We start from the raw sequence: 22029 nt of genomic DNA, 5'->3' as shown, positions 1-22029 counted from the left end.
AAAGGAGAGGGATCAACTACTGCTGACCGAAGATTTCCCAGTGTCTGGTTAGCTGTTGAACGGCTCCTCGTCTCGGTGGTTGTCGGGATTTTCGTGTTCTCGAGCGTCGTTTTCGCGTTCGACGGATTTGTGTTCGATATCCTGTCGACGCTGCTCTTCGTCCTGACGTTCGCGGGCCTCCTTTTCTTCCTCGGTGAGTTCGTCGTCGTCGTCCTCGGCCTCGGGGTCCTCCTTTGCCAGTTCGACATCTCGGCCGTGCTCGTCTTTTTCGGGCATAGTAGTCACCTCGTATCCTGGGTGTACCCTACTCCGCAGAAAAGGCCTTGGGCCTGAGTATGCAACCCCGCGCTTGATAATACCGCTCGCTCGAGTCAGGTTCGCTTTTGGTATCGAGTACCGATCCAACTACCAGGGCTCGCCGGAGGCCAGATCGACCTCGCTGTCGCCTTTCTCCGACGGACAGATATCCGCGAGCACGCAGTCTCCACAATCCGGGTTCTGCGCGGAACAGGTCGCTCGCCCGTGATCGATGCAAAGGTGTGTAAACTGTTGCCAGTCGTCCTCGGGAATGATTTCGATCAGGTCCTCCTCGATTCGTTCGGGATAGGTTTCTTCCGTGATTCCCAGCCGCCTCGAGAGGCGCTGGACGTGGGTATCGACGACGATCCCTTCGACGATATCGTGGCCGTGCTGAAGGACGACGTTCGCCGTTTTTCGGCCCACGCCGGGCAGGTCCGTCAGATCGCTCATCGTATCCGGAACCTCGCCGCCGTGTTCCTCGACGATCTTCTCACAGGCGTTGCGAATGTACTCCGCCTTGTTGTTGTAGTAGGTGATGGAGTTCAGCGCCTCGGCGAGTTCCTCCTGTGGCGCGTTCGCGTACTCTTCGGGGCCGTCGTAGGTCTCGAACAGCGGCTTGGTCTCCTTGTTGACCCGCTCGTCGGTACATTGGGCCGAGAGGATGACCGCGATCAGCAACTCGAGGCGGTTCGAGTACCGAAGCGAGATCGTCGAGTCGGGGTAGGTCTCTTCTAACCGATCGACGATCTCCTCGGCCTGGTCGGTACGGGTCTCGCGTGGCGTTCCCATAGCGACCGCTTGGACTGTCGGGCTTTCAGCATTCGGATTTCGGGTCGGGTCGAGTCGGTTCGGCCGTCGAATAGTGGTTTTGGCTGGTCTGAGAGGGTGGAAACGCGCCAATTTAAAATTAGGAGAAAATCTCCAGTCATAATCTGTGACCTCCTGTAGTAGTCAGTGACTTGTTCGCTGTCCTCCACTCATTGGATGGTCGACATGCTTGTCATGTGCAAGGTTGTAAACCCTATTAAGATGTCCAAGGCAGACAAACGGCTTCCGGTCCGTGAAGACACGTTCGAACAACTCGGGCAGTTCAAAGGATCAGGTGAGACGTGGGATGACGTGATTCAAGACCTTATCGAAGCGCGACAGAAACAGAACCTACAGGAAATGCTCGAACGGACTGACGACGACGAGTATGTACCTCTCGACGAGGTTTGAGTAATGTCGTATGCTGTTCTATTAGGTGATCAGCCACGTGAGTTTCTCACTACGGCCGACGAGAAAAGCAATAGAATCGTTCGCAACAATCTCGGAAAACATTTTGACGAACCGTATGCTCAACCGGGCGCAGGTCGCGGTGATCGTGAGAACCTCACAATCGATGGACGAGAAATGTATCGGATGCATATCGGACGTACGTACACAGCATTTTATACGGTTCACGAGGACGACAGTAAAGTCCGTGTTCGCGAGATCTTGCCGATTGACGAAGCTCATGACCGATACGGCCACTGACCTCTTAAAGAGGGGTGGGAGGTAGTGGTTCTCGGATCTGAAACCGTCTCACACTAGCCCATCTCAGTGGACGTGGACATTCCTGTTACCAGCACGGGTCGCGTACCTGAGTTTGTTACTATTCACAACCCACAGATCAATCGTCGATACTGATACCCGGAACTCCGAGCGTTCCGGCGTCGAGTTCGGCTTCGACCGCTCGAGCCGCCTGGACCATGTTCTCCATCTTGCCGAAGGCGATCTCTCGGGGGAGGAGCTTCAGACCGCAGTCCGGACTGATCGTCAGCCGCTCCGGCGGGACGACCTCGAGGCCCCGTTCGATGTCTTCGCTGGGTCCCGATACTGGTCGAGACGACTACAGACCGATCAGTAAGCCGCATTCAGTCACTACAGGTCAGGTTCACGAAAGGAACCGCTTTCCACACCATCCCGTGACCTTTAAGCGGCCGTCACTCGCCAGTCAGGATATGAAAGCCACGGCCTTGGCCCACCCGATTCAGGGGCTGGTGAAGTATCACGGGATGCGCGACGATATCGAGCGCCTTCCGTATCATGACAGTATCAGCGTCTGTACCGCACCGAGCCACACCAAAACTACGGCCGAGTTCTCGGCCGACTACGACGAGGACACGTACGTCGTCGACGGCGAGGAACTCGAGGGACGCGCCGCCGAACGTGTCGACGCGGTCCTCGAGAAGGTCCGCTCGAAGGCCGATGCCGCTCACGCCGAGGAGCCAGTTCGACTGGTGAGCGAGAACGACTTCCAGACGAACGTCGGGCTCGGCTCGTCTTCGTCCGGGTTCGCCGCGGCCGCGATGGCGCTTTCGGCCGCCGCCGGCATCGAGGCCGACCGCGAGGAGATCTCGACGATCGCTCGAGTCGGCTCGGCATCGGCCGCTCGAGCGGTGACGGGAGCCTTTTCCCAGCTCTACACCGGGCTAAACGACGAGGACTGTCGCTCCCGTCGCATCGAAACGGATCTCGAGGACGACCTAAAGACAGTCGTCGGGCTCGTGCCGTATCACAAAGAGACCGAAGACGCACACAACGAGGCCGCCGACAGTCACATGTTCCAGGCCCGAAACGCTCACATCCACGGCCAGATCGCGGAGATGCGCGACGCGCTTCACAACGCCGACTTCGACGCCGCGTTCTCCCTCGCTGAGCACGACTCGCTGTCGCTGGCTGCGACGACGATGACCGGACCCTCGGGCTGGGTGTACTGGCAACCGGCAACGCTCGAGATATTCAACCGCGTCCGAAAGCTCCGCGAAGAGGAGGATATCCCGGTTTACTTCTCGACCGATACCGGCGCGAGCGTCTACGTCAACACGACCGAGGAACACGCCGACCGCGTCGAGGAAGAAGTCGCAGACTGTGGCGTCGAGACGATGGTCTGGGGCGTCGGCGGCCCTGCACAGTTGCTCGAGGCCGAGGACGAGCAGTTGTTCTGAGGGGGGCTCGAGAGCGATACTGCCGATGGCGGTTTTCGGTGCGTTCTCTCCGTTGTTGAGTGCTCAACTTGGAACGGCTCTCGAGTGTTCACTGTAGGTGCGAATAAAACGACGAAATTCATATTATGAGATGAACAGGCGCAAAACCTCGCGCTTTAGCGCCGGTTGAATATCAACTGTCTGTCTCTTTCCAATCGTCCGGGTCCCCCTCACGGAATTCACCCTTGGCATGGCGCTCGTGGGGCCAGAAGGTGACGGCCAGCAATACGACGTAGAACACACCCACAATGGCAACCACAGCAATCCCGGGGATACGGGCGATTCCAGCGGTTGTCAGCCAGTCTTGGCGCGGCGCGAACGCTGTAATCCTGAAGACCCACGCGATAAATATGACACTGAGCAGAGCAAGGTACACACGCCGGAGCCGGTTTGCGAGTGCTTCGTATACCGAGACTTTCAGCGTCGGCCTGCGATAGTCCCTGCTCAGTTCCGCTCGCCAGTCGTGACTTTCAGTGCCCTGGGACGGATCGAGGGCGTTTGCGAACAGGTTCTCTTGGATGACTCGAGCACGAGAGCGAAAGACATCGTAGTCCCGGTACCGCCGGGCTTCGACGCCCAGAAAGATGGTGACGACGACGATCCCAATTAGCAAGATATAGTGTGGGTTATCGGTACTCGAAAACGCCCACGTCAAGATTGCTGCCATCAGCGTCACCGCCCACGTCGTCGTCTCGTCGAGGCGCTGGCGCCACGTCCCCACTCGGTCTATCTCTCCGCGATAGGCGTGGGCCATCACCGAACCGAGTCCCGTACTGTCGTCAACCATTTCGCGGCCGATTTCCCGTTGGTCTGGTGCTTTTGGGTCGAACTCGTCGCTACTCGAATCGGTCATAGAGAAGAGACATCTCCTCGCTCCATAAGCAGTTATGGTGACAGCATAATCTGAGTGTCATGTACTGGAGAATGTTGCACAGTACGCATGGTTATTGAACGACTGATTCAATGGATTCAGCGCGAAACAAACGAAGTTGGCGTGCTGAACTCATGGGTTTGGGTAGATTCCAATCCGTTATATTACATCGTTCGCCTATACTGACCGCCGGTTTCACATGCCGAGCAAAAACGAAACCGGGCTACTATCTACTGGTACTGACGACCTGCGTAACGACGACGGTCTGCGACTCGAGTCTTACTCGAGCAAGCGCTACTCGAGCAAATCGCCCCGAACCCGACAGCCACAGGGGTACGCGTTATGACAATCTGGAACGAGCTGGACGACTGCGGTGACCGGGACCCCACACTCGGGGTGTGTCGACGGCTCCTCGTCGGTCACCCGAGCGCCCAGATTCGTCACGACGAGCGACACGCCCTGAACTTCGAGACGGACTTCAACCGTACTTCCGCCGGAATCGACCAACCGCGCGAGCGCCTCCGGGTCGAACTCGCTGGCGACCTGGTAGGAGTCTCGAGGGACGCCCTGTTTCTCGAGCGTTCGAACGATATCCACGACCAGATCGGTCGTCGACGAGGTCATCGTTTGCACTCACCCCGAGCACGTGACCAACAGCTGATAGTCCATGAGCGGCGGGTAGCTGTCTTCGACTTCGATTCGTCTGTCGGACGGGATGTTTAAGCCCGCGGAGAAGTAATCCAGTCATGGCAACTGACCCGTGATGGGTTCGGAAGCCACGTCTCGGGTGCTCTAATCACCCGGGGCATTTCAATACGAACGCCCCCTTCCGTGGAGTGTTAGCTTCCATTTGCCGTTACGTCCTGTATTGTCATATAACTACTGTTGTCAGCGAGGGATAATGTCGTCTCGAGAAGTGAGTAAACGTGTGAAGTGAACATCTACTATCACCAGAAAAGTCACTATATCCTATATCTAATGTCTATCCATGACTGGCGACAGGAAGAGCACAAAACCCCCCGACGAAGATGAGGAGAAAGAAGGAAAGTATGACAAATACATCGACCGGATATTGGATGTTTTCAGTATATTTTAACTAGAACAGTCGTTGGTACTTCACCTGTACTTGCCGAGAACATCCTGTGAAATTAATAGGCTAATACGTTCAAGAATCCGAATCCGTATCACCGTCGTCGCTGTCGGAGTCCGTGTCTCCGTCGTCGCTGTCGGAGTCCGTGTCTCCGTCGTCACTATCCGAATCCGTATCACCGTCGTCGCTGTCGGAGTCGGTGTCTCCGTCGTCGCTGTCGGAGTCCGTGTCTCCGTCGTCGCTATCCGAATCCGTATCCCCATCGTCACTATCCGAGTCCGTGTCTCCATTCCCGTCTCTGAGAGTGCTCGAGGCCTCCCCGGTTCGTCCTTCTCGAGTACCCCGTTCGTTCTCCTCGAGTGTTGCTTCTCCGCTCGGGGGGACGGTCATGTGTTCTCCCGGTCGTTCCCCTCCTTGTACGGACCGGTCTTGACCGGGTTGCTCCTGCGCTCGCTTCTCCCTGCGCGCCCGCTCTCGAGATTTTCGTCGATCCCGACTGCGCGGCGGTTCGTCCTCGAGTACGTACAGAACCAGTGGTGGAACGACGTAGGACGCAATCGCGAGGAGGGCAAAGAGCGGATCAACGAACACCAATAGGCCGAAGATAGCGAACGCCGCGGCCGTCGCTGCGTGGGCGGCGGTCTGAGTGTACGCGAGGTAGAACCGCCAGAGATCATGAACCCATTCGAGTGTTCCAGAGAGCACACCCATACTACGACGACCACCGGGAACCCTTTTTCCCGTCGGTCCTTACGAGTCGGTATGAGAGAATTCGTCTTCGCCCTCGAGTACGAGCCGGATACGAACCCGGTTGCGGACGTGCTCGCGGCCAATCCCGACACGTCAATTCGTTCGCTTTCGTGTCACGTTACCCCGGACAGTCTCTGGCGAGTCGATCACGCGACGGGATCGCCGGAGGCCCTCGAGGAACTCGAGGAAGCCTACCGGGACGCGACCTACTTCGCTGATTGTCTGGTCAAGGACGACTGCGGCGCGGAGTGTGAGACGCAGGTCCTGGACCGGTCGAACGGAACGCTCGTCGTCTACACCTACTGGGATCGAACGCCAGTTTGTACGTCGATTCCCCACCTGGCGCTCGAGTACCTCGGGGAAGGGCTGCTGTTCGAAACGTACCGCGAGGGACGCCGGTACCGGTGGCGCATTGTTCTCTCGAGCGACGCGTCGGTTCATGCGTTCTTCGACGCGCTCGGTGAGGAAGTCGGCGAGTGTACGGGGATGGAGATGATTCGGTTGACGGAGGTCGATCCCGAACGTGCGCAAGCCGACCCCGAAGCCACGCTTCCCGACGCACAGCGATCGGCGCTCCGAGCGGCCGTCGAGCACGGCTACTACGAGACGCCTCGACGGATCGAACTCTCCGAACTCGCGACGGACCTGGATATTCCGCGCTCGACGCTGTCGTATCGCCTGCGACGAGCCGAGGCTGCGCTCGCGACGACGTTCGTCGACGCCGACGCCTCAATCGAGGCGCTCGTACCCGAAATCTGAACTGTTGGCCGCCCTTCTATAATTCCCTTTTCTACCTTGGCCAGAACCAACTCTCGAGTTGGCGCACGCCAAATAACTGCTATCCACTACCGTCACTTAGGATGACGTAATGAGTGATCCTTCCACGTCGCCGACCTCGAGGACGACCCTCGAGTGTCGGGTTCCCGAGATGGACTGTCCGTCCTGTGCCGGGAAGGTAACGAACAGTATCGAACGCCTCGAGGGAATCGAGGAGATCGACCCGCAGGTGACCAGCGGCCGGCTCGTCGTCGAGTACGATCCGACGCTCGCGAGCGACGACGATATTCGGGCCCGCGTGCGTGCCGCCGGCTACGCTATCGCCGACGACGAGACCGAGCTCACCGTCTCGGTTCCGGATATGGACTGTGCTTCCTGTGCGAACAAAGTCGAAAACGCGCTCGAGCGCGTCGAGTCCATCGAGGAAATCGAAACGCGGCCGGCCTCCGGGCGCGTGACGGTGACCGGTGCGTCCGACCTCGAGACGCCATTCGTTATCGACGCCATCGACGACGCTGGGTACGAGGGAAAACCGATCGAGGACGGAGACGATGGGGTCGTCGAGTCTCGAGCGGTGTGGCGAAGTCGGCGGGCGCTCGGAACCGCCGTCGGTGCCGTCTTCGTCGCGGTCGGGATGGTACTGGAGTTCCTTCTTCCCGCGCTTGACCCAGCCCTTATCACCGCGTTCGGCCGGACTTACGGACTCTCTGAGGCGCTGTTCATCGGCGCGGTCGCCGTCGCTGGCGTTCCGATTCTGCGAAACGGCTACTACTCCGCGCGCAATCGGAGCCTCGACATCGACTTCCTGATGAGCGCCGGTATCGTCGCCAGCGTCGCGGCCCACCATCCCTTCGAGGGCGCGATGCTCGCCGTGTTGTTCTCCGTTGCAGAGCTCCTCGAGCGGTTCTCGATGGACCGGGCGCGAGACTCCCTTCGAGAGTTGATGAACCTCTCGCCGGAGACGGCGACCGTTCGTCGGGAGGACGGCACGGAGGAAGTTATTGCGGTGGATTCGCTCGAGATCGGCGATACCGTGGTCGTCAAGCCGGGCGAGAAAATCCCGGCCGACGGAGCGGTTACCGACGGCCAGAGTGCAGTCGATCAGTCGCCGATTACCGGCGAGAGCGTTCCCGTCGACAAGACCCCGGGCGAGGAGGTCTACGCCGGAACCATCGCCGAATCGGGCTACCTCGAGGTCGACGTCGAGAGCGAGGCCGACGATTCGACCATCGCCCGAATCGTCCGAATGGTCGAGGACGCCGAACGCGAGACGACCAAACGCGAGCAGTTCGTCGATCGCTTCGCCAGCGTCTACACGCCCATTGTGGTCGTGCTCGCGGTCGCCGTCGCCGCGCTCCCGCCGCTGCTGGTCGGGGCGTCCTGGAACACCTGGTTCCTGCGCGGACTCACCCTGCTGGTCATCGCCTGTCCCTGCGCGTTCGTCATCAGCACGCCCGTCAGCGTCGTCTCTGGGATCACCAGCGCCGCCAGAAACGGCGTGTTGATCAAGGGCGGGCGCCACCTCGAGGCGGTCGGCGAAAGCGAGGTTCTCGCGATGGACAAGACGGGAACGCTCACGACCGGCGAACTGAACGTTACCGACGTGATCCCGCTCGAGGGGGCGGACGAAGCGGACGTCCTTGCCCGCGCGGGAGCTATCGAACGACGGAGCGAACATCCCGTCGGCGAGGCAATCGTCGAAGCCGCGGAAGAACGCGGGCTGGCGGCCGACGCTGTCGGTACCGGCGACGAGTTAGATAGCTCGGACGAACCCGCGGTCTCGAACTTCGAAGCGCTCACCGGACGAGGGGTTCGCGCGGATCTCGACGGTGTCACGCACTACGTCGGCAAGCCGGACCTCTTCGACGGGTTGGCCGATCTCGAGCACGTCCACGCGACCGACGGCGGCACCGTCCTCGAGTCGGAACCCGGCCAAGAGGAGTGGGACCACGAATCGGTCCCCGACTGCGACCGCGAGGACTGTCTCGACGTCCTCTCCGAGGTCGTCCCGAAACTCGAGGCGGACGGAAAGACCGTCGTCGTCGTCGGCACGGAAGACGGGCCGCTCGGGGTCGTCGCCGTCGCAGATCAGGTCCGTCCGGAGGCGTCGTGGGCCGTCTCGCAGTTACAGGATCAGGGAATCCGCGTGGTGATGCTCACCGGAGATAACGAAGGAACCGCGCGAGCGATCGCCGGCGAGGTCGGCATCGACGAGTACCACGCCGAGCTCATGCCCGAGGAGAAACTCGAGTGGATCCGACGCCTCAAAGGGGACGGTGACGCGGAGCCGGACGAACGCCTCGAGGTGGACTCTGTCGCTGGAGACGCTGGTGAGGTTTCGGCCTCGTCGTCCTCGAGGAGCGTCGCGATGGTCGGGGACGGCATCAACGATGGGCCGGCGCTCGCGACCGCGACGACCGGAATCGCGATGGGTGCGGCGGGAACGGATACAGCGCTCGAGACCGCCGATATCGCGCTGATGAGCGACGATCTGACGCGGCTTCCGTACCTCTACAGACTGTCGGGGAAGGCAAACGGCGTCATCCGACAGAACATCTGGGCGAGCCTCGGCGTGAAAGCGGTGCTCGCGGCCGGTGCGCCGTTCGGCATCGTCACCGTCATCCACGCCGTCGTCATCGGCGACATGGGGATGAGCCTCGGCGTAACCGGCAACGCGATGCGGCTCGCGCGCGAGGAACCCGCGGCGGCCGAAGCCGAATTCGGGACCACTCACGCGGATGCCGAGTTCGGGCCGGAAGGCGAGGTCGAGACACGAGGAGACGAATAACATCGTCTTCGACGAGAGTGACGAATTAACTCGAGATCGCTCGTTCACGCGGTGAATACGGGTATCTCGAGCGAGCCGACGACCCGATTGGTGGTCGAGCCGATGAGCGGCTTATCGGGGTCCGATCGCCCGCGTTTTCCCATCACGACGAGATCGATATCGTGTTCGTCCACGTACTCGAGGATGGCCTCGAGCGGCATGTTCGCCGTGACGGTCGTAACGCAGGGTACCTCAGCTTTCGCGGCGAGATTTTCGATTTCCGTAACGAACGTTTGTCCCTTCTTCTCGAGGCGCTTTCGCGTTTGCTCAATATCGCTCGGCACCGCAACGTAACTCACGTCGCCCATGTTCATCGCGTACAGCACGTGCAGGGTTTCGCCGTTCCGTTTTGCGAACCTAATGGCCTGCTCCGCGCCTCTCCGTGCGGATTTACTGCCGTCGGTCGGAACGAGGATGTCGTCGAAATCGCCTTCGTTCTCCATAGGTGTTATCGCACGCCAGACTAGGTGATATTTGCCTATTATTCCTGTTAGAAAGATCATCACGACTTACGTTTCGTCACCACGGGGTTGCTCGTGGATACTGTCCGATACGTAGTGATTTCCTCGGAACGATTGGAGAAGTCGGCGTGACTCCTCACCCGAAGAGCCATCGCCGAATCGCTTCGACACCCGGCCGGCCGTCGTACCACCAGAGCCCAATACCGAAGACGAAGATGACCGCCTCAAGCCAGAGCGTCGTTACGTCGACTCCGACGACCGTTCCCAGCGGCTTCGTGCCAGTGTAGGGCGGCATGTCGGTAATCGGCCAGAGGAGAAAGCCCAGTTCGTGGTAGTCGCCCGAAACGAGGTGCCAGGGAATGTCAGTCGCGATGTGTGAGAGGTACCCGATCGCGAAAGCCACGCCGAGTACGTTCCTGTTGGATCGTCTGGCCAACGCCCAGACGACGATGATGAGCGGAACGGCAAAGAGGAGCGAGTGCCCGATCGTTCGCCCGACCGCCACCATGTCGGCTGCGACGAGGGGTTTGTCGATCAAATCGGCGAGCGCCGCACCGGCGACGGCCACGAGTGCGCCAGCTTCCGACGGCGCTCGATCGTCTCGCCACCTGGTGAACGCGGCGTAACAGATGTAGCCGACGACGAGGTGAACGACTGGCTGCATTCGTCTTCGAGAACCACGTTCTCACTGAAAAATTCGAGGCCGTACGGGTGGTTCGGATCCGCTATTATCCCGTCGCATTCGCTTTCGGCCGGTCTCACCGACGGAAGGGATCGAGAACGAAATCGGACCGAGACATACTTGCCTTCCCGAGCCCTCCCACCGTTTCACCAGAGATGATGGAGGAAGCAAAACAGGTACTGCGTCAGGACCCCGTTATGGCGGAGATCGTCGACAGACACGATCCGTATATCGAACCGAACTGGACGGCCTACGAACGCCTCTGTATCTCTATTATCAACCAGCAACTCTCGACGGCGAGTGCGGCCGCCGTTCGAGAACGCGTGTTCGACCTCCTCGAGGACGAGGTGACGCCCGCTCGAGTACTCGCCGCGGACGAAGCGGCGCTTCGGGATGCGGGACTGTCCGGAATGAAAGTCGAGTACATCCGAAACGCCGCTCGAGCGTTTCAGGAAAACGATTACACGAGGGCTGGCTTTGCGGATCACTCCGCCGACGAAGTCGTCGACCGGCTTACCGAGATCAAGGGGATCGGCGACTGGACGGCGCGGATGTTCCTGCTGTTCGTACTGGAACGGCCGGATATCCTGCCGCTGGGCGACCTCGCCGTCCGACGGGGAATCGAACAGCTCTACGGCGACGGTGCGGAGATGACTCGAGCGGAGATGCGCGATATCGCCGAGCAGTGGCGGCCGTACCGGTCGGTTGCGACGCGGTATATCTGGGCCGAGTACGAGTCCGCAAAATAGCCGGGAGAGGACGAGCCCGCAAAATAACTGGGAGAGGACGAGCCCGCAAAATAACCGGTCAGGTTCGATCCGAAGACTAACCGTTCTACTCGTCGATAAGGGGACGCGACGAATTCGCAACGATGAGGAGACTGCTCGTAGCCACGGCAACAGTCGCGAACAGCGGGTTCAGCACCCCCACCACCGCCAGAGGGATCACGAGCGCGTTGTAGACCAGCGCCAGCCCGAGGTTCTGCGTGACGCGCCGGCGTGCGGCGGTCGACAGGGCGAACGCCCGCTCGACAGCGGTGAGATCGTCGTCGACGATCGCCAAATCCGCCGCGTCGGAGGCCAGCGCGGTACCGCCCCCCAGCGCGATGCCGAGGTCGGCCTCGGCGAGCGCCGGGGCGTCGTTCGTTCCGTCTCCGACCATGGCCACGCGGTTCTCGCCGTTCAGACACCGGATCGTCGCCGTCTTTCCGGCCGGCGGAACGCCCGTGAACACCCGATCGACACCCGGATGACGATCGAAGAAGTCGGTCGCCGTTTCGTCGTCCCCGGTGAGGACCACGACCTCAACGCCGTTATCGTTCAGTTCGGTGACCGTTTCGTCCCACTCGTTCCTCGGTTCGTCGCCGACGATCACGACGCCGTCCGCACGCCCGTCGGTCCCGACGACGACCGGGAGTCGCCCGAATTCTCGGGCGCTCGAGACTCGAGCGCAGAGTCGATCGTCGAGGTCCCATCCCCGTTCCCGAAAGAGTGCAGGATGGCCGACGAGTACCGCGCGTCCGTCGACAGTTCCCTCGACGCCGGTATCGTGGCTTCGAAAGTCGCGAACTCGGCGTTCGTTTTTGTTCGGTCGCTCGTCCGTAAAGCCGCCGTCGGGCCGTTTCGAGGGATCTCCCGGATCAGTCGGGCCGTCCGCGAACTCGGCCTCGATAGCCGCCGCTGCCGGGTGCGATGCCCGTCGTTCTACCAGCCCGGCAGCTTCCAGTACGTCTTCGGGAGCGTCTGCCTCGAGCACGGTCATCTTGCCCGTCGTGAGCGTTCCCGTTTTGTCGAAGACGACGATGTCGACGGCCCGAAGCCGTTCGAAGACGGTCTCGTCGAAGACGACGATCCCTCGATCCATCGCATCTCGGATGCTCGAGGCGACCGAAACCGGCGTCGCGAACCCGATCGCCCACGGACTCGAGACGATAACTGTCAGGAGAACGCTCATCGCGATCGTCGCCGGACTCGCTTCGAGAACGAACAGCGTCGCACCCACGACGGCCGCAGCGCCACAGACGACCGGAACGAAGAGTCCGGCAAGCTGGTCACCGCGTCGCTGGACGCCGTGATCCGCGCTTTGGACGTTCCAGACGACTCGCGTTAGTCGATCGATGCTACTCGTCGTCTGCTCTCCCACCCGAACAACCGCGGCGTCGTTCGTGACGACCGAGCCGCCGATGACGCGTTCTCCGGGCGCTTTCGAAACCGGGACCGATTCGCCGGTGACGATCGCTTCATCCACCGTACACGCGCTCTCGAGCAGTACGCCGTCGACCGGGATCCGTTCTCCTCGTCGAACGAGCACTCGATCACTGGACTCGAGTTCCTCGACGGGGACCTCGCTCGTTCCGCTCGATTCGAGCAAACGGGCCTCCTCAACCTGTGAAATCGTGAGATCGGTGAGGCGATCGATCGCTCGCCGCTTGATCGTCGCCTCGTAGAAAACCGCGGCCATTATCACGGCTGCGACGATGACCGTCAGATCGTAGTAGACGTCGTTCCCGCCGAGCAAAAAGGAGAGCGTGCCATAGATGTACGCACAGGTTATCGTGAGTGCCGCGAGCAGGTGCGTATTCGGTCGTCTCAGTCTTAGACTGATGTACGAACCGCGCAGAAGGGGCATTCCGGTCAAGTAGAGGATGGCAGCCGTCAACACGAAAAACAGGGGGAGAAACAACAGCCCCTCGAGGTTCTCAAAGGCGCCTTCGTACAGGGACAGCATCCCCCAATCGGTGATCGATGCGAGATACACCGGGTACAAGATCGCGACGTAGGGAACCAACAGGAACGTTCCGAACACGACGCCCACGATGTAGCGTATCTCGAGCATGTCATCGGTCCGGCGTTTCCGGAGACCGGTCATTTCCCTCGAGCGCTGAGTTGTACCTGTCGCGGTCTCTCCCTCCTCGCTTGAACGCTGTCTTTTGTCTCCTTTACCCGTTGTGTCCGATCGAAGGTATGCGGTATAGCCGACCCTACTCAGCGCGTTCTGCAGTTCGGTTTCCGAGATGCGCTCGGGATCGTGATCGACCCGTACCGTTTCCGTAACGTAACTCGCGGCGACGCGCTCGACGCCGTCGCGTGCCCCGGCGGTTGATTCTAAGAACGCTTCACAGGTCACAGAGTGCATGCCGTCGACACGGAAGAACGTTCGAACGATTTCGGTCGCTTGTCGATCGTTCGGTGCTACTGAATCCTCGCCCTGAGAGTCCGGCTGATCGTCGTCGCCCTGAGAAGCTGTCTCACCGTCGTTCTGGGAGGCTGCCAAATCCTCGTCGACGGCGAGATTGGGGTTAGCGGAGGCGTTGTGAGGACTACCAGTGGGCGCACCGAGTACGTCGTAGACGTCGCTACAGCCGGACGAACAGAACGCGTCGTCCGAATCCGCTTCGGTTGAAGGGGTGCCGAGGGACTCGGTGGATAGGTCGTCCGGCGGATCAGTGGATAGCTCGTCCGGCGGATCGGTGGGTGGACTCTCCAGTGCAGTTCCACACAGGAGACACCGGTTACGCTTCGTTCGTCGATCACTCACGCATTCGTACTCTGTGCTTTCGAACGCAATAACAGTGCTTGGTGATCAATCAGTGAGGGGAGTGGAGGTGGCGTGAATCGAGGCGAGCGGGAGTCAGAAAGCGACGAACGATTGGGGGAGCGCTCTCTCGAGCTTTCGCTTTTGAGGTCGAAGTCTCGCAGTCGACGTCCCCAATCGATCTCGCACAATCGACGTGGTTACGGAAGTTCAAGGAGAAAGCCTCGTGCTTTAGCGCGGGGATGAATCCGACAATACTCGCCACCAACCATATTCGACATTATAGTCAGATATTTTAAGTGGTTAATCACTATAATAACAGGTGGCCGAGGCGGTCTACCCGCCCCACTAATCGGACAGTATCGGGATTCCCCGATTCTAAACAGAAGACACCCTCTTCTGCACCAGAATTTGGGGTGTGGTCAGCAAAAGTCCCTCTGAATCCCACGTCGAGATAGGAGTAACAGCTGATTGACACAGCCAGTAGCCATCCATTGAGGGGGCTACAAACCGTCCCCATCCCAACCCAGCGGTGCGGTGCCGTGGGAATCCTCGTCCTCGAAAACGCTTCGCGTTTTCGGGTGCAACGAGACGCTTTGCGTCTCGTCATGCCCCTTCAGGGCGGGGAGGATGTCAAGCGTTATTCTTCCTCTTCGGGCGTGTCGGCCACGTCGCGATCGACGCGTTTGCTCACGTCGACACGGTAGTTCTCGAGGATGTCGCGCCCGAGCAAAACGGGGTAGTCCATGTGGCTCCGGTCTTCGACGCTCGCGGTGACGGTGTGGCGGTTACCGCCGACGCCGACCACAATATCGACGACGGGTCGGCTCTTCGACGTTTTCGAACTTCCCGATTTGATTCGGGTGACCGACTTGATCGGTCCTGCGCCGATGTCGGCGGCGAGGCTCGTATCGATGCTGGTTCTAGTCGCGCCCGTGTCTGACTTGGCGAGGACCGATTCCGAGCCGCTGGTTCCCGAGAGGACGATTTCCTCCGTGTAGCCGATGGTGGCCGGTTCGTCGTTGACCATCGCCTGCTCGGGGGGACGCGCCAGCGGCTGGGAGTCATCGAGCGTTCCGGCGAGCTCCGCGACTCGATCATCGTCGACGGTACCACCCACGTGTTCGATGGCGAGTTTCGCGATGTAGGGTGCCGGGCTGACGTGTGTCGCTTCGTACAACCCCTTGAAACCGGCTGTCGGGTTGACCTCGAGGACGAACCAGCCGTTCTCGCCTTCGACGAGGTCGACGCCGGCGTAATCGAGGCCGATCGCGGCCGCGGACTGTCTGGCTATCTCACGGGCACTCTCGGGGAGTTCTTCCGTGGCGTCCTCGACTGCACCGCCCAGTGCGACGTTGGTCCGCCAGTCGTTATCGGGCGCATACCGATACATCGCCCCGATGATTTCGCCGCCGACGACATAGATTCGGACGTCGCGGTGGCGTTGGTCGTCCCGGTCGATGAGTTCCTGTAAGAACGCGTATCGGTTGCCAACTTTGGCGTTGATGACGTCGTTGGGTCCGACTTTCCAGGTACCGCCGCCGTGGGTTCCGATCGCCGTCTTGTAGACTGCTTCGTCGCCGTACTGCTGTCTCGAGTCGTTGAGTTGATCGCTGTTGAGTGCGAGCAATACGTCGGGAACGCGAATGCCGTTCGTCGCGAGCGCGCCAGCAGTTGAGAGTTTGTGGACCGCCGTGAGTACTGGCCCTGGCTCGTTGAGCATCGGAACCAGTTGCGAGAACGTATTGACGAGTCCGAGTTCTTCGCAGGGCTGTTCGGTATTCGAAAGTAACATCCGATTTGCAATAACGTCGACATCGGGCTCGAGAAAGATGGTGCCGTCCTCGACGCGAACGCTCGTATTTTCTTCGCGAAGCCACTCCGTGTCGTGACCGAGCGCTTCGACGGCGTTGAGTATCGCTTTCGTCTCCTTGCTCGTGTGAAGGCTGAGCACCCCAACCGTAACGGGATCGCTTTTAGGCATACCACATGAACACCGAGAACCCGGAAAAGCGTTGGTAGTGGTTTCAGCGTGCCGGAACGTCAGCAGGTGAATACGCTTTCGAACGCGCTGTCAGCGTCATAGGGTCGATTGTACCTATTTACCGGTTTGTCGCCAGAGCTGGGTGGCGAATGGCCGGAAGTGACGTACGACCGACCATCTCAGGTGACGATGGATCGAACCTCTCGAAGATCGAGTAGTCCACTCGCGATAGCCAGCACGCCCCAGGTAACGACGCCGAGCGCGATCGCTCCGAACAGCATGAAGAGGTTCGATATCAGCGGCGTGACCAACAGTACGGTCACGGCCATCACTCCGGTGATGGCACAAATACTCCCGAACGATCGAGCGAGCGAACCGATCCGGAGCGATAGTTCGGAGTGGACGATGTAGAGGTTGACCAGCACGTAGACGGTGTGCGTGATAATCGTCGCAATCGCGGCTCCGACGACGCCGATCGTCGGAATGAGGACGATGTTGAGTCCCAGATTCGCGATCGACGTCCCGCCTTTCGCGACCGCACGGGCTCGAGCGCGGCCGAGATAATCCAGACTATCGCTCGTGAGGTTCGTAACCGCCTGCAGAACGATGAACAGACAGAGGATCTGCATGACCGGCACGGCACCCGCGTACTCGTTTCCAAACACCATCGTCATGAACGGTTCCGCGACCAACGCGAGCCCGACGGCCGCGGGCACGTAAAGCAACATCGCGTTCGTCAGCGCCATCTCGTAGATTCGGCGCGCATCCTCGAGTTGCCCGGCGGCTTTCTGCTCGCCGAAATTCGGCGATATCGTAAAGCCCAGCGACTCTGCGGGAGCAAGGACGAAGTCCGTGATTTGCTTTGCGAGCGTGTAGAAGGCGACCGCAACCGGGTTGAGAAAGACACCGACGAGGACGATGTCGATCTGTTTGTCGATAACGTTCGCGCTCCGAGTCGCCGTTAACGGAACGCTGTACTCGAGCAATCGACGCGAGAGGCCGTCTTCGTACACTTCTGCGGCTTCGGTCGGTTGATAAAATTTGTAGTAGAGAATCGCGAGACCGATTACTGCCGCAATCGCGTAGCCGACGATGTATCCGAAGAACGCGCCGAGGGCACCGAGCCCGGCGAGGACGAATCCTACGGCGAAAACCAACCGAGCCGCTCCGCTGATCGCCTGAATCGCGGCGCTGTAGACGAGCTGGTTGTACCCCTGGAAAACGATCTGCGAGAACACGTTGAAGGAGTTGACCGTAATGTAGATCACGCCTGCCGCGAGAAACGGCGCGACTCCCGGATCGCCGAGCGCGACTGCGATCTGGTCGTGAAAGAGCAACAGCGTGTACGCGACGATGGCAATTACGACGAGCTTGGCCGCGACGGTCGTCTGCAAGAGATGCGGTATCTGTCCCGGATCGTCTTCTCGGTACTCTGAAACGTATCTCGCCGCTGATTTGCCCAGACCGACGTCGGCGAACAACTGCACGACCGCCAGAATGCCGATCGCCCAGTAGAGTTCGCCGTACCCTTCCGGGTCGAGCAGATAACTGGCGAGAAGGAACATCAACAGTGCGCTCGAGATCATGTAGACGGCTCGAGCGACGAGCGTCGCTTTGAATCCTCGGACGATGTGCTCCTGTCTATCCATTTATCAGATGTGCTTCAATCGCATGTTGAACGCAGTACGACCAGGCCGTGAACCAGCCGGTGACTGATTGATACAGTGAATCAACGTCCTCACTGGGCAATTGTAATGGACTTACAACAGTCAGAAATGTCGAACTAAATTGATCTATCGGTGCACGACAAACGCCGCTGATTGCCACCGAGTGATTGGAAGAAGGATCCGTTTCTTCCGGCTTTCGGAGAAAGACACGGACAGCCTACCGTTCGAGAGTCGAAGAAATCCCTCCGTAATATAAACAACCACGAGTCGGGTAACCCGTGGAACTCGCGCTGTACTCTTTAGAGATACGAGGCGTCCCAGCGCGTCGCTTTCCGACGGTTTCCACAATTGTTACACTCGATACGCCCCATTGTGTCCATCGCGTTGTCGATCGAGTCGCAGTTGCCACAGAGCCAGCCGTATCGCTCCTCGAACTCGTCGGTCCCGTAGGCGGAGTAAAACGGTGATTTCGACCCGCGGGCTGCTTCGCCGTAGCTCACGTAGACGTTCTCGCCGTCGATCTCGAGTTGATCGACGGCATCCCACCCCTCGTCGCTCTCGATATCGGCTTCCGCGTAGACGTTCTCAGTGAACGTTTCGTCGCCGATTTCAACCTCCCGCTGGCCCGCTTGCTCGAAGCCGTGGTCCTCGTAGAACTGGTTTCCACCCTCGTTGTCCGCGAGGACGAAACAGCGGACCTGATCTGCGCCCTCCTCGAGGAGGAGTTCGCGCGTTCGGACGAGCAGTCGGACGCCCACGCCGCTCCCGCGGTAGTCCGGGTGGACGTGCAACCAGAGCAGTTGTCCGGTACCGTAGCGCTGGCCGACCAGCACGCTCTGAGAGAACGCCATGAGTTCGCCGTCGCGTTCGACGACGATGAACAGGGAGTGGTTATCGTTGACGTCCTCGACGAACGACTCTCCGTACCATTGCTCGAGCGCGTCGTCGATCGTTTCTTCCGATAGAAAGTCAGTATACAGCGAATTGAGCGAGGCTCGAGCAATCTCTCGAATCTCATCGACATCGTCTTCAGTCGCCTCACGAAGATCCATGCTCTCCACTAACATGCCCTCGTACAAAACATATGCCCTCGGGGGGAAATTTCGCGAACGGTTTCGAACAGCGGTACACGTTTCATACCGGACGACGACAGGGAGACCATGACGGATGAACGGACGGCCGACCCAGCCGACACTGATGCGTCCGGCGAGGCCGACGACGTCTTTACTTACAATGGTGGTCGAGTCGATCCCGGCGAGTCGGTGAATATCAGGTACGGAATCAGCGAAACGTATCTCGGCGATCCTGTTCGGATTCCGGTAACAGTCGTCAACGGACAGCATCCGGGGCCGACGGTGTTTCTTTCGGCGGCGGCCCACGGCGACGAACTCAACGGCATCGAAGTCGTCCGAGAAGTCGCCCATGACTGGGATCACACGAAACTCCACGGAACGCTCGTTTGCCTCCCCGTAATGAACGTCCCCGGCTTTCTGGCCCAGGAACGATATCTGCCGATCTACGACAGGGACCTCAATCGGTCGTTTCCGGGACGTGAGGGGTCGACCAGCGCTCGACGGATGGCCCACCGAATTTTCACGAACTTCATCGAGCCCTGCGACCTCGGGCTGGACTTTCACACGTCGACTCGAGGTCGGACGAACATGCTTCACGTCCGCGCGGATATGGAGTACGACGACATCATCCGGCTCGCCAACGCGTTCAGTTCGAACGTCATCATTGACGGACAGGGGCCAACGGGAACGTTGCGACGGGAGGCGACGGACGCCGGCGTTCCGACGATCACCATCGAAATGGGCGAAGCCCACCGGTTTCAGCGCTCGCTCATCGATCGCGCGCTGACGGGTGTTGCGAGCGTGCTCGCCGAGTTCGGACTCCACCGGGAGTCGTCCGTTCACTGGCCCGGGTGGCGCATCCTCATCGACGATACTGACGAAAAGACGTGGTTGCGCGCCGACGCCGGCGGAATGGTGGATATGAAACACGGCCGCGGCGAACTCGTCCGGGAGGGCGACGTGATCTGTACGATCACGGATCCGTTCAAAGAAGAGGAAGACATCGTCTCCGTCGAAGCGCCGTTTACCGGGTTGATCGTCGGCGTCCTCGAGAACCCAGTGGTCTATCCCGGCAACCCGCTCTGTCATCTCGTCGGTCTCAAACCGGAGACGCGCACCGCCTTAGAGCGCGAACGAAACAACGTCGATCCGCTGTTGAGTTATCTCGAATGACTCAGGGCCGTCCCGTTGACCACGGATTCGATCTTCTATCCGAGTTGTTTCAGACTCACTCCCGCCCGAGTTGTGTTTTGCCCGTTTCTGTACCCGCTTCGGAATCAAAGAAGTAACTTCTATACCCCCGCAGGCTAACCCACCACATGAGTGTATGAGTCAGTCTTACAATCGCGGTCTCATCGAGGACTTCGGTCGGTGGAAGGAGTTCTCGGCCGGGATGTGGGCGTGGATTTTTCACAAGTTCACCGGGTGGATGCTTATCGGCTACCTGTTTACCCACATTGCCGTATTGAGCACAGCAATCGGTGCAGCGGATGGACAGATGATGATGCTTGCCGGAGAGGAGGTAAACGTCTACACGGGGACGATCCAGGGACTCGAGAGCCTCTTTATTATTCGAGTACTGGAAGTCGGACTGCTCGCGGTCGCAGTCTTCCACATCTTGAACGGGGTGCGACTCCTGATGGTTGATCTGGGAATCGGTCTCGATTCGCAGGACAAGAGCTTCTACGCCTCCCTTATCCTCACGGGCGTCATTACCGTCGCGAGCGTGCCGACGTTCCTTCAGGGGGTGGGCTTCTAATGGCAGAACGGTACTCCTCGTTTACGCCCGGCGGAACCGGCTGGTTACTCCAGCGGATCACCGCGGCGTTCTTGATAATCGTTCTGGCGTTTCACTTCTTCCAACTTCACTTCGTCAATCACGCCGCAGAAGTTACCTTCGCCGGGACCCAAGCGCGGATGGAAAACGTCGGGTACTTCCTGACGATGGTGTTGTTCCTGATCACGGCCGCGTTCCACGGCATCAACGGCATCTACAACGCGCTGGTCAATCAGGGGCTCTCCGGCACCCCGAAGAAGGTCGTCTTCGCCGTCTTGGCGCTCTCGGGTGTCGCACTCGTCGCACAGGGTATCTACGTTGCAATCGTCATGGCAGGGGTGAGCGTCTAATGAGTACACAACAGCAAGAACAACCGGAAACCCAAGAGGCACCGAAAGATCCCGAAATGAAGGGACAGCAGTCGCCACAACAAGAGCGACTCGACAAGAAAGAACAGGGACTGGCCGAAGCGGAGTCCGTCGACGAATCCGACGTCGAGGGAGAGTCGGTCCACCTGAAGGTCTTTCGCTATGATCCCGAAGTGAACGGAAAGCAAGAGCCTCGTTTCGACGAGTTCCACGTCCCCTTCGAGAAGGGGATGACCGTCCTCGACGCGTTGATCTTCGCGCGCGACGAGTTCGATTCGTCACTAACCTTCCGTCACTCCTGTCGGCAGGCGATCTGCGGGTCGGACGCCTTCTTCATCAACGGCTCACAACAGCTCGGCTGTAAGACCCAGATTTCGGACCTACAACAGCCGATTCGGGTCGAACCGCTTCCACATCAGGAGGTCGTCAAGGATCTCGTCGTCGACATGGATCACTTCTACGACCAGATGCACGCCGTCGAACCCTACTTCCAGCAGGAGGACCTTCCCGAGGGCGACCTCGAGGAACAACGACAGCCTCGCGAAAACCGCGAGAAGGTCAAGATGTCTACGCGCTGTATCTGGTGTGGCGCGTGTATGTCCTCGTGTAACATCGCCGCCGGCGACAACCAGTACCTCGGTCCGGCCGCGATCAACAAGGCCTACAAGTTCGCGATGGACGAGCGCGAAGACGAAGAGATCAAGGAGCACCGACTTCGGATCTTAGAGCAGGAACACGGTGTCTGGCGCTGTCAGACCCAGTTCTCCTGTACCGAAGTGTGCCCGAAAGACATCCCACTCACGGAGCACATTCAGGAGCTCAAACGTGAGGCAGTCAAGAAAAACCTGAAATTCTGGTAA

At 59.6% G+C, this 22029-nt stretch carries 21 protein-coding genes and 1 pseudogene; 10 read left to right on the top strand and 12 right to left on the bottom strand.

Annotated features, from left to right (window positions below; translation table 11 throughout):
• Positions 1–48: 48 nt before the first annotated feature.
• Together ACYQ14_RS04510 and nth are read right to left on the bottom strand one after the other, a co-directional pair.
• Positions 49–276, bottom strand: a complete 228-nt coding sequence (locus ACYQ14_RS04510; RefSeq protein WP_459885202.1) for a hypothetical protein — start codon at positions 274–276, stop codon at positions 49–51.
• A 129-nt stretch (positions 277–405) separates the two neighbouring features.
• Positions 406–1089, bottom strand: a complete 684-nt coding sequence (gene nth, locus ACYQ14_RS04505) for an endonuclease III (protein ID WP_459885200.1) — start codon at positions 1087–1089, stop codon at positions 406–408.
• Positions 1090–1329: 240 nt separating this feature from the next.
• Between nth and ACYQ14_RS04500 the strand changes: the two genes are divergently transcribed.
• Both ACYQ14_RS04500 and ACYQ14_RS04495 read left to right on the top strand, forming a co-directional pair.
• On the top strand, positions 1330–1518 hold the full coding sequence (locus tag ACYQ14_RS04500) for an antitoxin VapB family protein (protein ID WP_459885198.1): 189 nt from the start codon (positions 1330–1332) through the stop codon (positions 1516–1518).
• A 3-nt stretch (positions 1519–1521) separates the two neighbouring features.
• Positions 1522–1815: a type II toxin-antitoxin system RelE/ParE family toxin gene (locus ACYQ14_RS04495; RefSeq protein ID WP_459885196.1), complete on the top strand. Its 294-nt coding sequence runs from the start codon at positions 1522–1524 to the stop codon at positions 1813–1815.
• Positions 1816–1951: 136 nt separating this feature from the next.
• On the opposite strand, the pseudogene ACYQ14_RS04490 reads toward ACYQ14_RS04495, so the two are convergent.
• Positions 1952–2143 (bottom strand): annotated as a pseudogene (locus tag ACYQ14_RS04490) (methionine synthase); the annotation flags it as partial.
• A 139-nt stretch (positions 2144–2282) separates the two neighbouring features.
• Here ACYQ14_RS04490 and mvaD point away from each other — a divergent pair.
• A complete protein-coding gene (gene mvaD, locus ACYQ14_RS04485) occupies positions 2283–3269 on the top strand; it encodes a phosphomevalonate decarboxylase MvaD (protein ID WP_459885194.1) in 987 nt (328 codons plus the stop codon).
• A 172-nt stretch (positions 3270–3441) separates the two neighbouring features.
• Here mvaD and ACYQ14_RS04480 read toward each other — a convergent pair whose 3' ends face one another.
• From ACYQ14_RS04480 to ACYQ14_RS04470, 3 genes are all read right to left on the bottom strand, one after another.
• The gene (locus tag ACYQ14_RS04480; protein ID WP_459885192.1) at positions 3442–4161 is read right to left on the bottom strand and encodes a DUF2270 domain-containing protein; all 720 of its coding nucleotides are present in this window, start codon (positions 4159–4161) and stop codon (positions 3442–3444) included.
• Between the two features lie 312 nt (positions 4162–4473).
• Entirely contained in the window at positions 4474–4803 is a 330-nt protein-coding gene (locus tag ACYQ14_RS04475; protein WP_459885190.1) for a HalOD1 output domain-containing protein, read from the bottom strand.
• A gap of 541 nt (positions 4804–5344) precedes the next feature.
• Complete coding sequence (locus tag ACYQ14_RS04470) at positions 5345–5980, bottom strand: hypothetical protein (RefSeq protein ID WP_459885188.1); 636 nt, start codon at positions 5978–5980, stop codon at positions 5345–5347.
• 51 nt (positions 5981–6031) lie between these two features.
• Here ACYQ14_RS04470 and ACYQ14_RS04465 point away from each other — a divergent pair, with 51 nt between their 5' ends.
• Both ACYQ14_RS04465 and ACYQ14_RS04460 read left to right on the top strand, forming a co-directional pair.
• Entirely contained in the window at positions 6032–6778 is a 747-nt protein-coding gene (locus ACYQ14_RS04465; RefSeq protein WP_459885186.1) for a helix-turn-helix domain-containing protein, read from the top strand.
• 109 nt (positions 6779–6887) lie between these two features.
• Positions 6888–9584 carry a heavy metal translocating P-type ATPase gene (locus tag ACYQ14_RS04460; RefSeq protein ID WP_459885184.1) on the top strand — a complete coding sequence of 899 codons (2697 nt, stop codon included), beginning with the start codon at positions 6888–6890 and terminating at the stop codon, positions 9582–9584.
• A gap of 44 nt (positions 9585–9628) precedes the next feature.
• Here ACYQ14_RS04460 and ACYQ14_RS04455 read toward each other — a convergent pair whose 3' ends face one another.
• Both ACYQ14_RS04455 and ACYQ14_RS04450 read right to left on the bottom strand, forming a co-directional pair.
• Positions 9629–10066, bottom strand: coding sequence for a universal stress protein (locus ACYQ14_RS04455; RefSeq protein WP_459885182.1), 438 nt, complete (start codon positions 10064–10066; stop codon positions 9629–9631).
• 154 nt (positions 10067–10220) lie between these two features.
• The gene (locus ACYQ14_RS04450) at positions 10221–10748 is read right to left on the bottom strand and encodes a metal-dependent hydrolase (RefSeq protein ID WP_459885180.1); all 528 of its coding nucleotides are present in this window, start codon (positions 10746–10748) and stop codon (positions 10221–10223) included.
• A gap of 173 nt (positions 10749–10921) precedes the next feature.
• Between ACYQ14_RS04450 and ACYQ14_RS04445 the strand changes: the two genes are divergently transcribed.
• Positions 10922–11515 carry a DNA-3-methyladenine glycosylase family protein gene (locus ACYQ14_RS04445; protein ID WP_459885178.1) on the top strand — a complete coding sequence of 198 codons (594 nt, stop codon included), beginning with the start codon at positions 10922–10924 and terminating at the stop codon, positions 11513–11515.
• 85 nt (positions 11516–11600) lie between these two features.
• Here ACYQ14_RS04445 and ACYQ14_RS04440 read toward each other — a convergent pair whose 3' ends face one another.
• The 4 genes from ACYQ14_RS04440 to ACYQ14_RS04425 all read right to left on the bottom strand — a co-directional run bounded on the left by ACYQ14_RS04440 (position 11601) and on the right by ACYQ14_RS04425 (position 19003).
• Positions 11601–14303 carry a heavy metal translocating P-type ATPase gene (locus tag ACYQ14_RS04440; protein ID WP_459885176.1) on the bottom strand — a complete coding sequence of 901 codons (2703 nt, stop codon included), beginning with the start codon at positions 14301–14303 and terminating at the stop codon, positions 11601–11603.
• A 637-nt stretch (positions 14304–14940) separates the two neighbouring features.
• On the bottom strand, positions 14941–16284 hold the full coding sequence (locus ACYQ14_RS04435; RefSeq protein ID WP_459885174.1) for an ATP-grasp domain-containing protein: 1344 nt from the start codon (positions 16282–16284) through the stop codon (positions 14941–14943).
• A 179-nt stretch (positions 16285–16463) separates the two neighbouring features.
• Positions 16464–17933 (bottom strand): flippase, encoded by a 1470-nt coding sequence (locus ACYQ14_RS04430; RefSeq protein WP_459885172.1) that lies wholly within the window; start codon positions 17931–17933, stop codon positions 16464–16466.
• 317 nt (positions 17934–18250) lie between these two features.
• Positions 18251–19003: a GNAT family N-acetyltransferase gene (locus ACYQ14_RS04425; RefSeq protein WP_459885170.1), complete on the bottom strand. Its 753-nt coding sequence runs from the start codon at positions 19001–19003 to the stop codon at positions 18251–18253.
• Positions 19004–19111: 108 nt separating this feature from the next.
• On the opposite strand from ACYQ14_RS04425, the gene ACYQ14_RS04420 reads away from it, so the two are divergent.
• The 4 genes from ACYQ14_RS04420 (at position 19112) to ACYQ14_RS04405 (ending at position 22029) form a co-directional block, all read left to right on the top strand.
• Complete coding sequence (locus ACYQ14_RS04420) at positions 19112–20197, top strand: succinylglutamate desuccinylase/aspartoacylase family protein (RefSeq protein ID WP_459885168.1); 1086 nt, start codon at positions 19112–19114, stop codon at positions 20195–20197.
• Positions 20198–20351: 154 nt separating this feature from the next.
• On the top strand, positions 20352–20783 hold the full coding sequence (gene sdhC / locus ACYQ14_RS04415; RefSeq protein ID WP_283834227.1) for a succinate dehydrogenase, cytochrome b556 subunit: 432 nt from the start codon (positions 20352–20354) through the stop codon (positions 20781–20783).
• Positions 20783–21151 (top strand): succinate dehydrogenase/fumarate reductase transmembrane subunit, encoded by a 369-nt coding sequence (locus ACYQ14_RS04410; RefSeq protein WP_459885166.1) that lies wholly within the window; start codon positions 20783–20785, stop codon positions 21149–21151. The genes sdhC and ACYQ14_RS04410 overlap by 1 nt, the downstream gene beginning before the upstream one ends.
• Positions 21151–22029 carry a succinate dehydrogenase/fumarate reductase iron-sulfur subunit gene (locus ACYQ14_RS04405; RefSeq protein ID WP_459885164.1) on the top strand — a complete coding sequence of 293 codons (879 nt, stop codon included), beginning with the start codon at positions 21151–21153 and terminating at the stop codon, positions 22027–22029. Before ACYQ14_RS04410 ends, ACYQ14_RS04405 begins: the two co-directional genes overlap by 1 nt.

The sequence above is a fragment of the Halostagnicola bangensis genome (genome assembly GCF_054653435.1).
This window is presented reverse-complemented; position numbering and strand designations above follow the sequence as displayed.

Excerpts from the sequence above, each read along its gene's own strand:
- ACYQ14_RS04450 (WP_459885180.1), bottom strand. The coding sequence starts at position 10,748 with ATGCAGCCAGTCGTTCACCTCGTCGTCGGCTACATCTGTTACGCCGCG.
- ACYQ14_RS04480 (WP_459885192.1), bottom strand. The coding sequence starts at position 4,161 with ATGACCGATTCGAGTAGCGACGAGTTCGACCCAAAAGCACCAGACCAA.
- ACYQ14_RS04510 (WP_459885202.1), bottom strand. The coding sequence starts at position 276 with ATGCCCGAAAAAGACGAGCACGGCCGAGATGTCGAACTGGCAAAGGAG.
- ACYQ14_RS04455 (WP_459885182.1), bottom strand. The coding sequence starts at position 10,066 with ATGGAGAACGAAGGCGATTTCGACGACATCCTCGTTCCGACCGACGGC.
- ACYQ14_RS04420 (WP_459885168.1), top strand. The coding sequence starts at position 19,112 with ATGACGGATGAACGGACGGCCGACCCAGCCGACACTGATGCGTCCGGC.
- ACYQ14_RS04405 (WP_459885164.1), top strand. The coding sequence starts at position 21,151 with ATGAGTACACAACAGCAAGAACAACCGGAAACCCAAGAGGCACCGAAA.
- mvaD (WP_459885194.1), top strand. The coding sequence starts at position 2,283 with ATGAAAGCCACGGCCTTGGCCCACCCGATTCAGGGGCTGGTGAAGTAT.
- ACYQ14_RS04465 (WP_459885186.1), top strand. The coding sequence starts at position 6,032 with ATGAGAGAATTCGTCTTCGCCCTCGAGTACGAGCCGGATACGAACCCG.
- ACYQ14_RS04495 (WP_459885196.1), top strand. The coding sequence starts at position 1,522 with ATGTCGTATGCTGTTCTATTAGGTGATCAGCCACGTGAGTTTCTCACT.
- sdhC (WP_283834227.1), top strand. The coding sequence starts at position 20,352 with ATGAGTCAGTCTTACAATCGCGGTCTCATCGAGGACTTCGGTCGGTGG.
- ACYQ14_RS04460 (WP_459885184.1), top strand. The coding sequence starts at position 6,888 with ATGAGTGATCCTTCCACGTCGCCGACCTCGAGGACGACCCTCGAGTGT.
- ACYQ14_RS04475 (WP_459885190.1), bottom strand. The coding sequence starts at position 4,803 with ATGACCTCGTCGACGACCGATCTGGTCGTGGATATCGTTCGAACGCTC.
- ACYQ14_RS04435 (WP_459885174.1), bottom strand. The coding sequence starts at position 16,284 with ATGCCTAAAAGCGATCCCGTTACGGTTGGGGTGCTCAGCCTTCACACG.
- ACYQ14_RS04425 (WP_459885170.1), bottom strand. The coding sequence starts at position 19,003 with ATGGATCTTCGTGAGGCGACTGAAGACGATGTCGATGAGATTCGAGAG.
- ACYQ14_RS04445 (WP_459885178.1), top strand. The coding sequence starts at position 10,922 with ATGATGGAGGAAGCAAAACAGGTACTGCGTCAGGACCCCGTTATGGCG.
- ACYQ14_RS04470 (WP_459885188.1), bottom strand. The coding sequence starts at position 5,980 with ATGGGTGTGCTCTCTGGAACACTCGAATGGGTTCATGATCTCTGGCGG.
- ACYQ14_RS04410 (WP_459885166.1), top strand. The coding sequence starts at position 20,783 with ATGGCAGAACGGTACTCCTCGTTTACGCCCGGCGGAACCGGCTGGTTA.
- nth (WP_459885200.1), bottom strand. The coding sequence starts at position 1,089 with ATGGGAACGCCACGCGAGACCCGTACCGACCAGGCCGAGGAGATCGTC.
- ACYQ14_RS04430 (WP_459885172.1), bottom strand. The coding sequence starts at position 17,933 with ATGGATAGACAGGAGCACATCGTCCGAGGATTCAAAGCGACGCTCGTC.
- ACYQ14_RS04500 (WP_459885198.1), top strand. The coding sequence starts at position 1,330 with ATGTCCAAGGCAGACAAACGGCTTCCGGTCCGTGAAGACACGTTCGAA.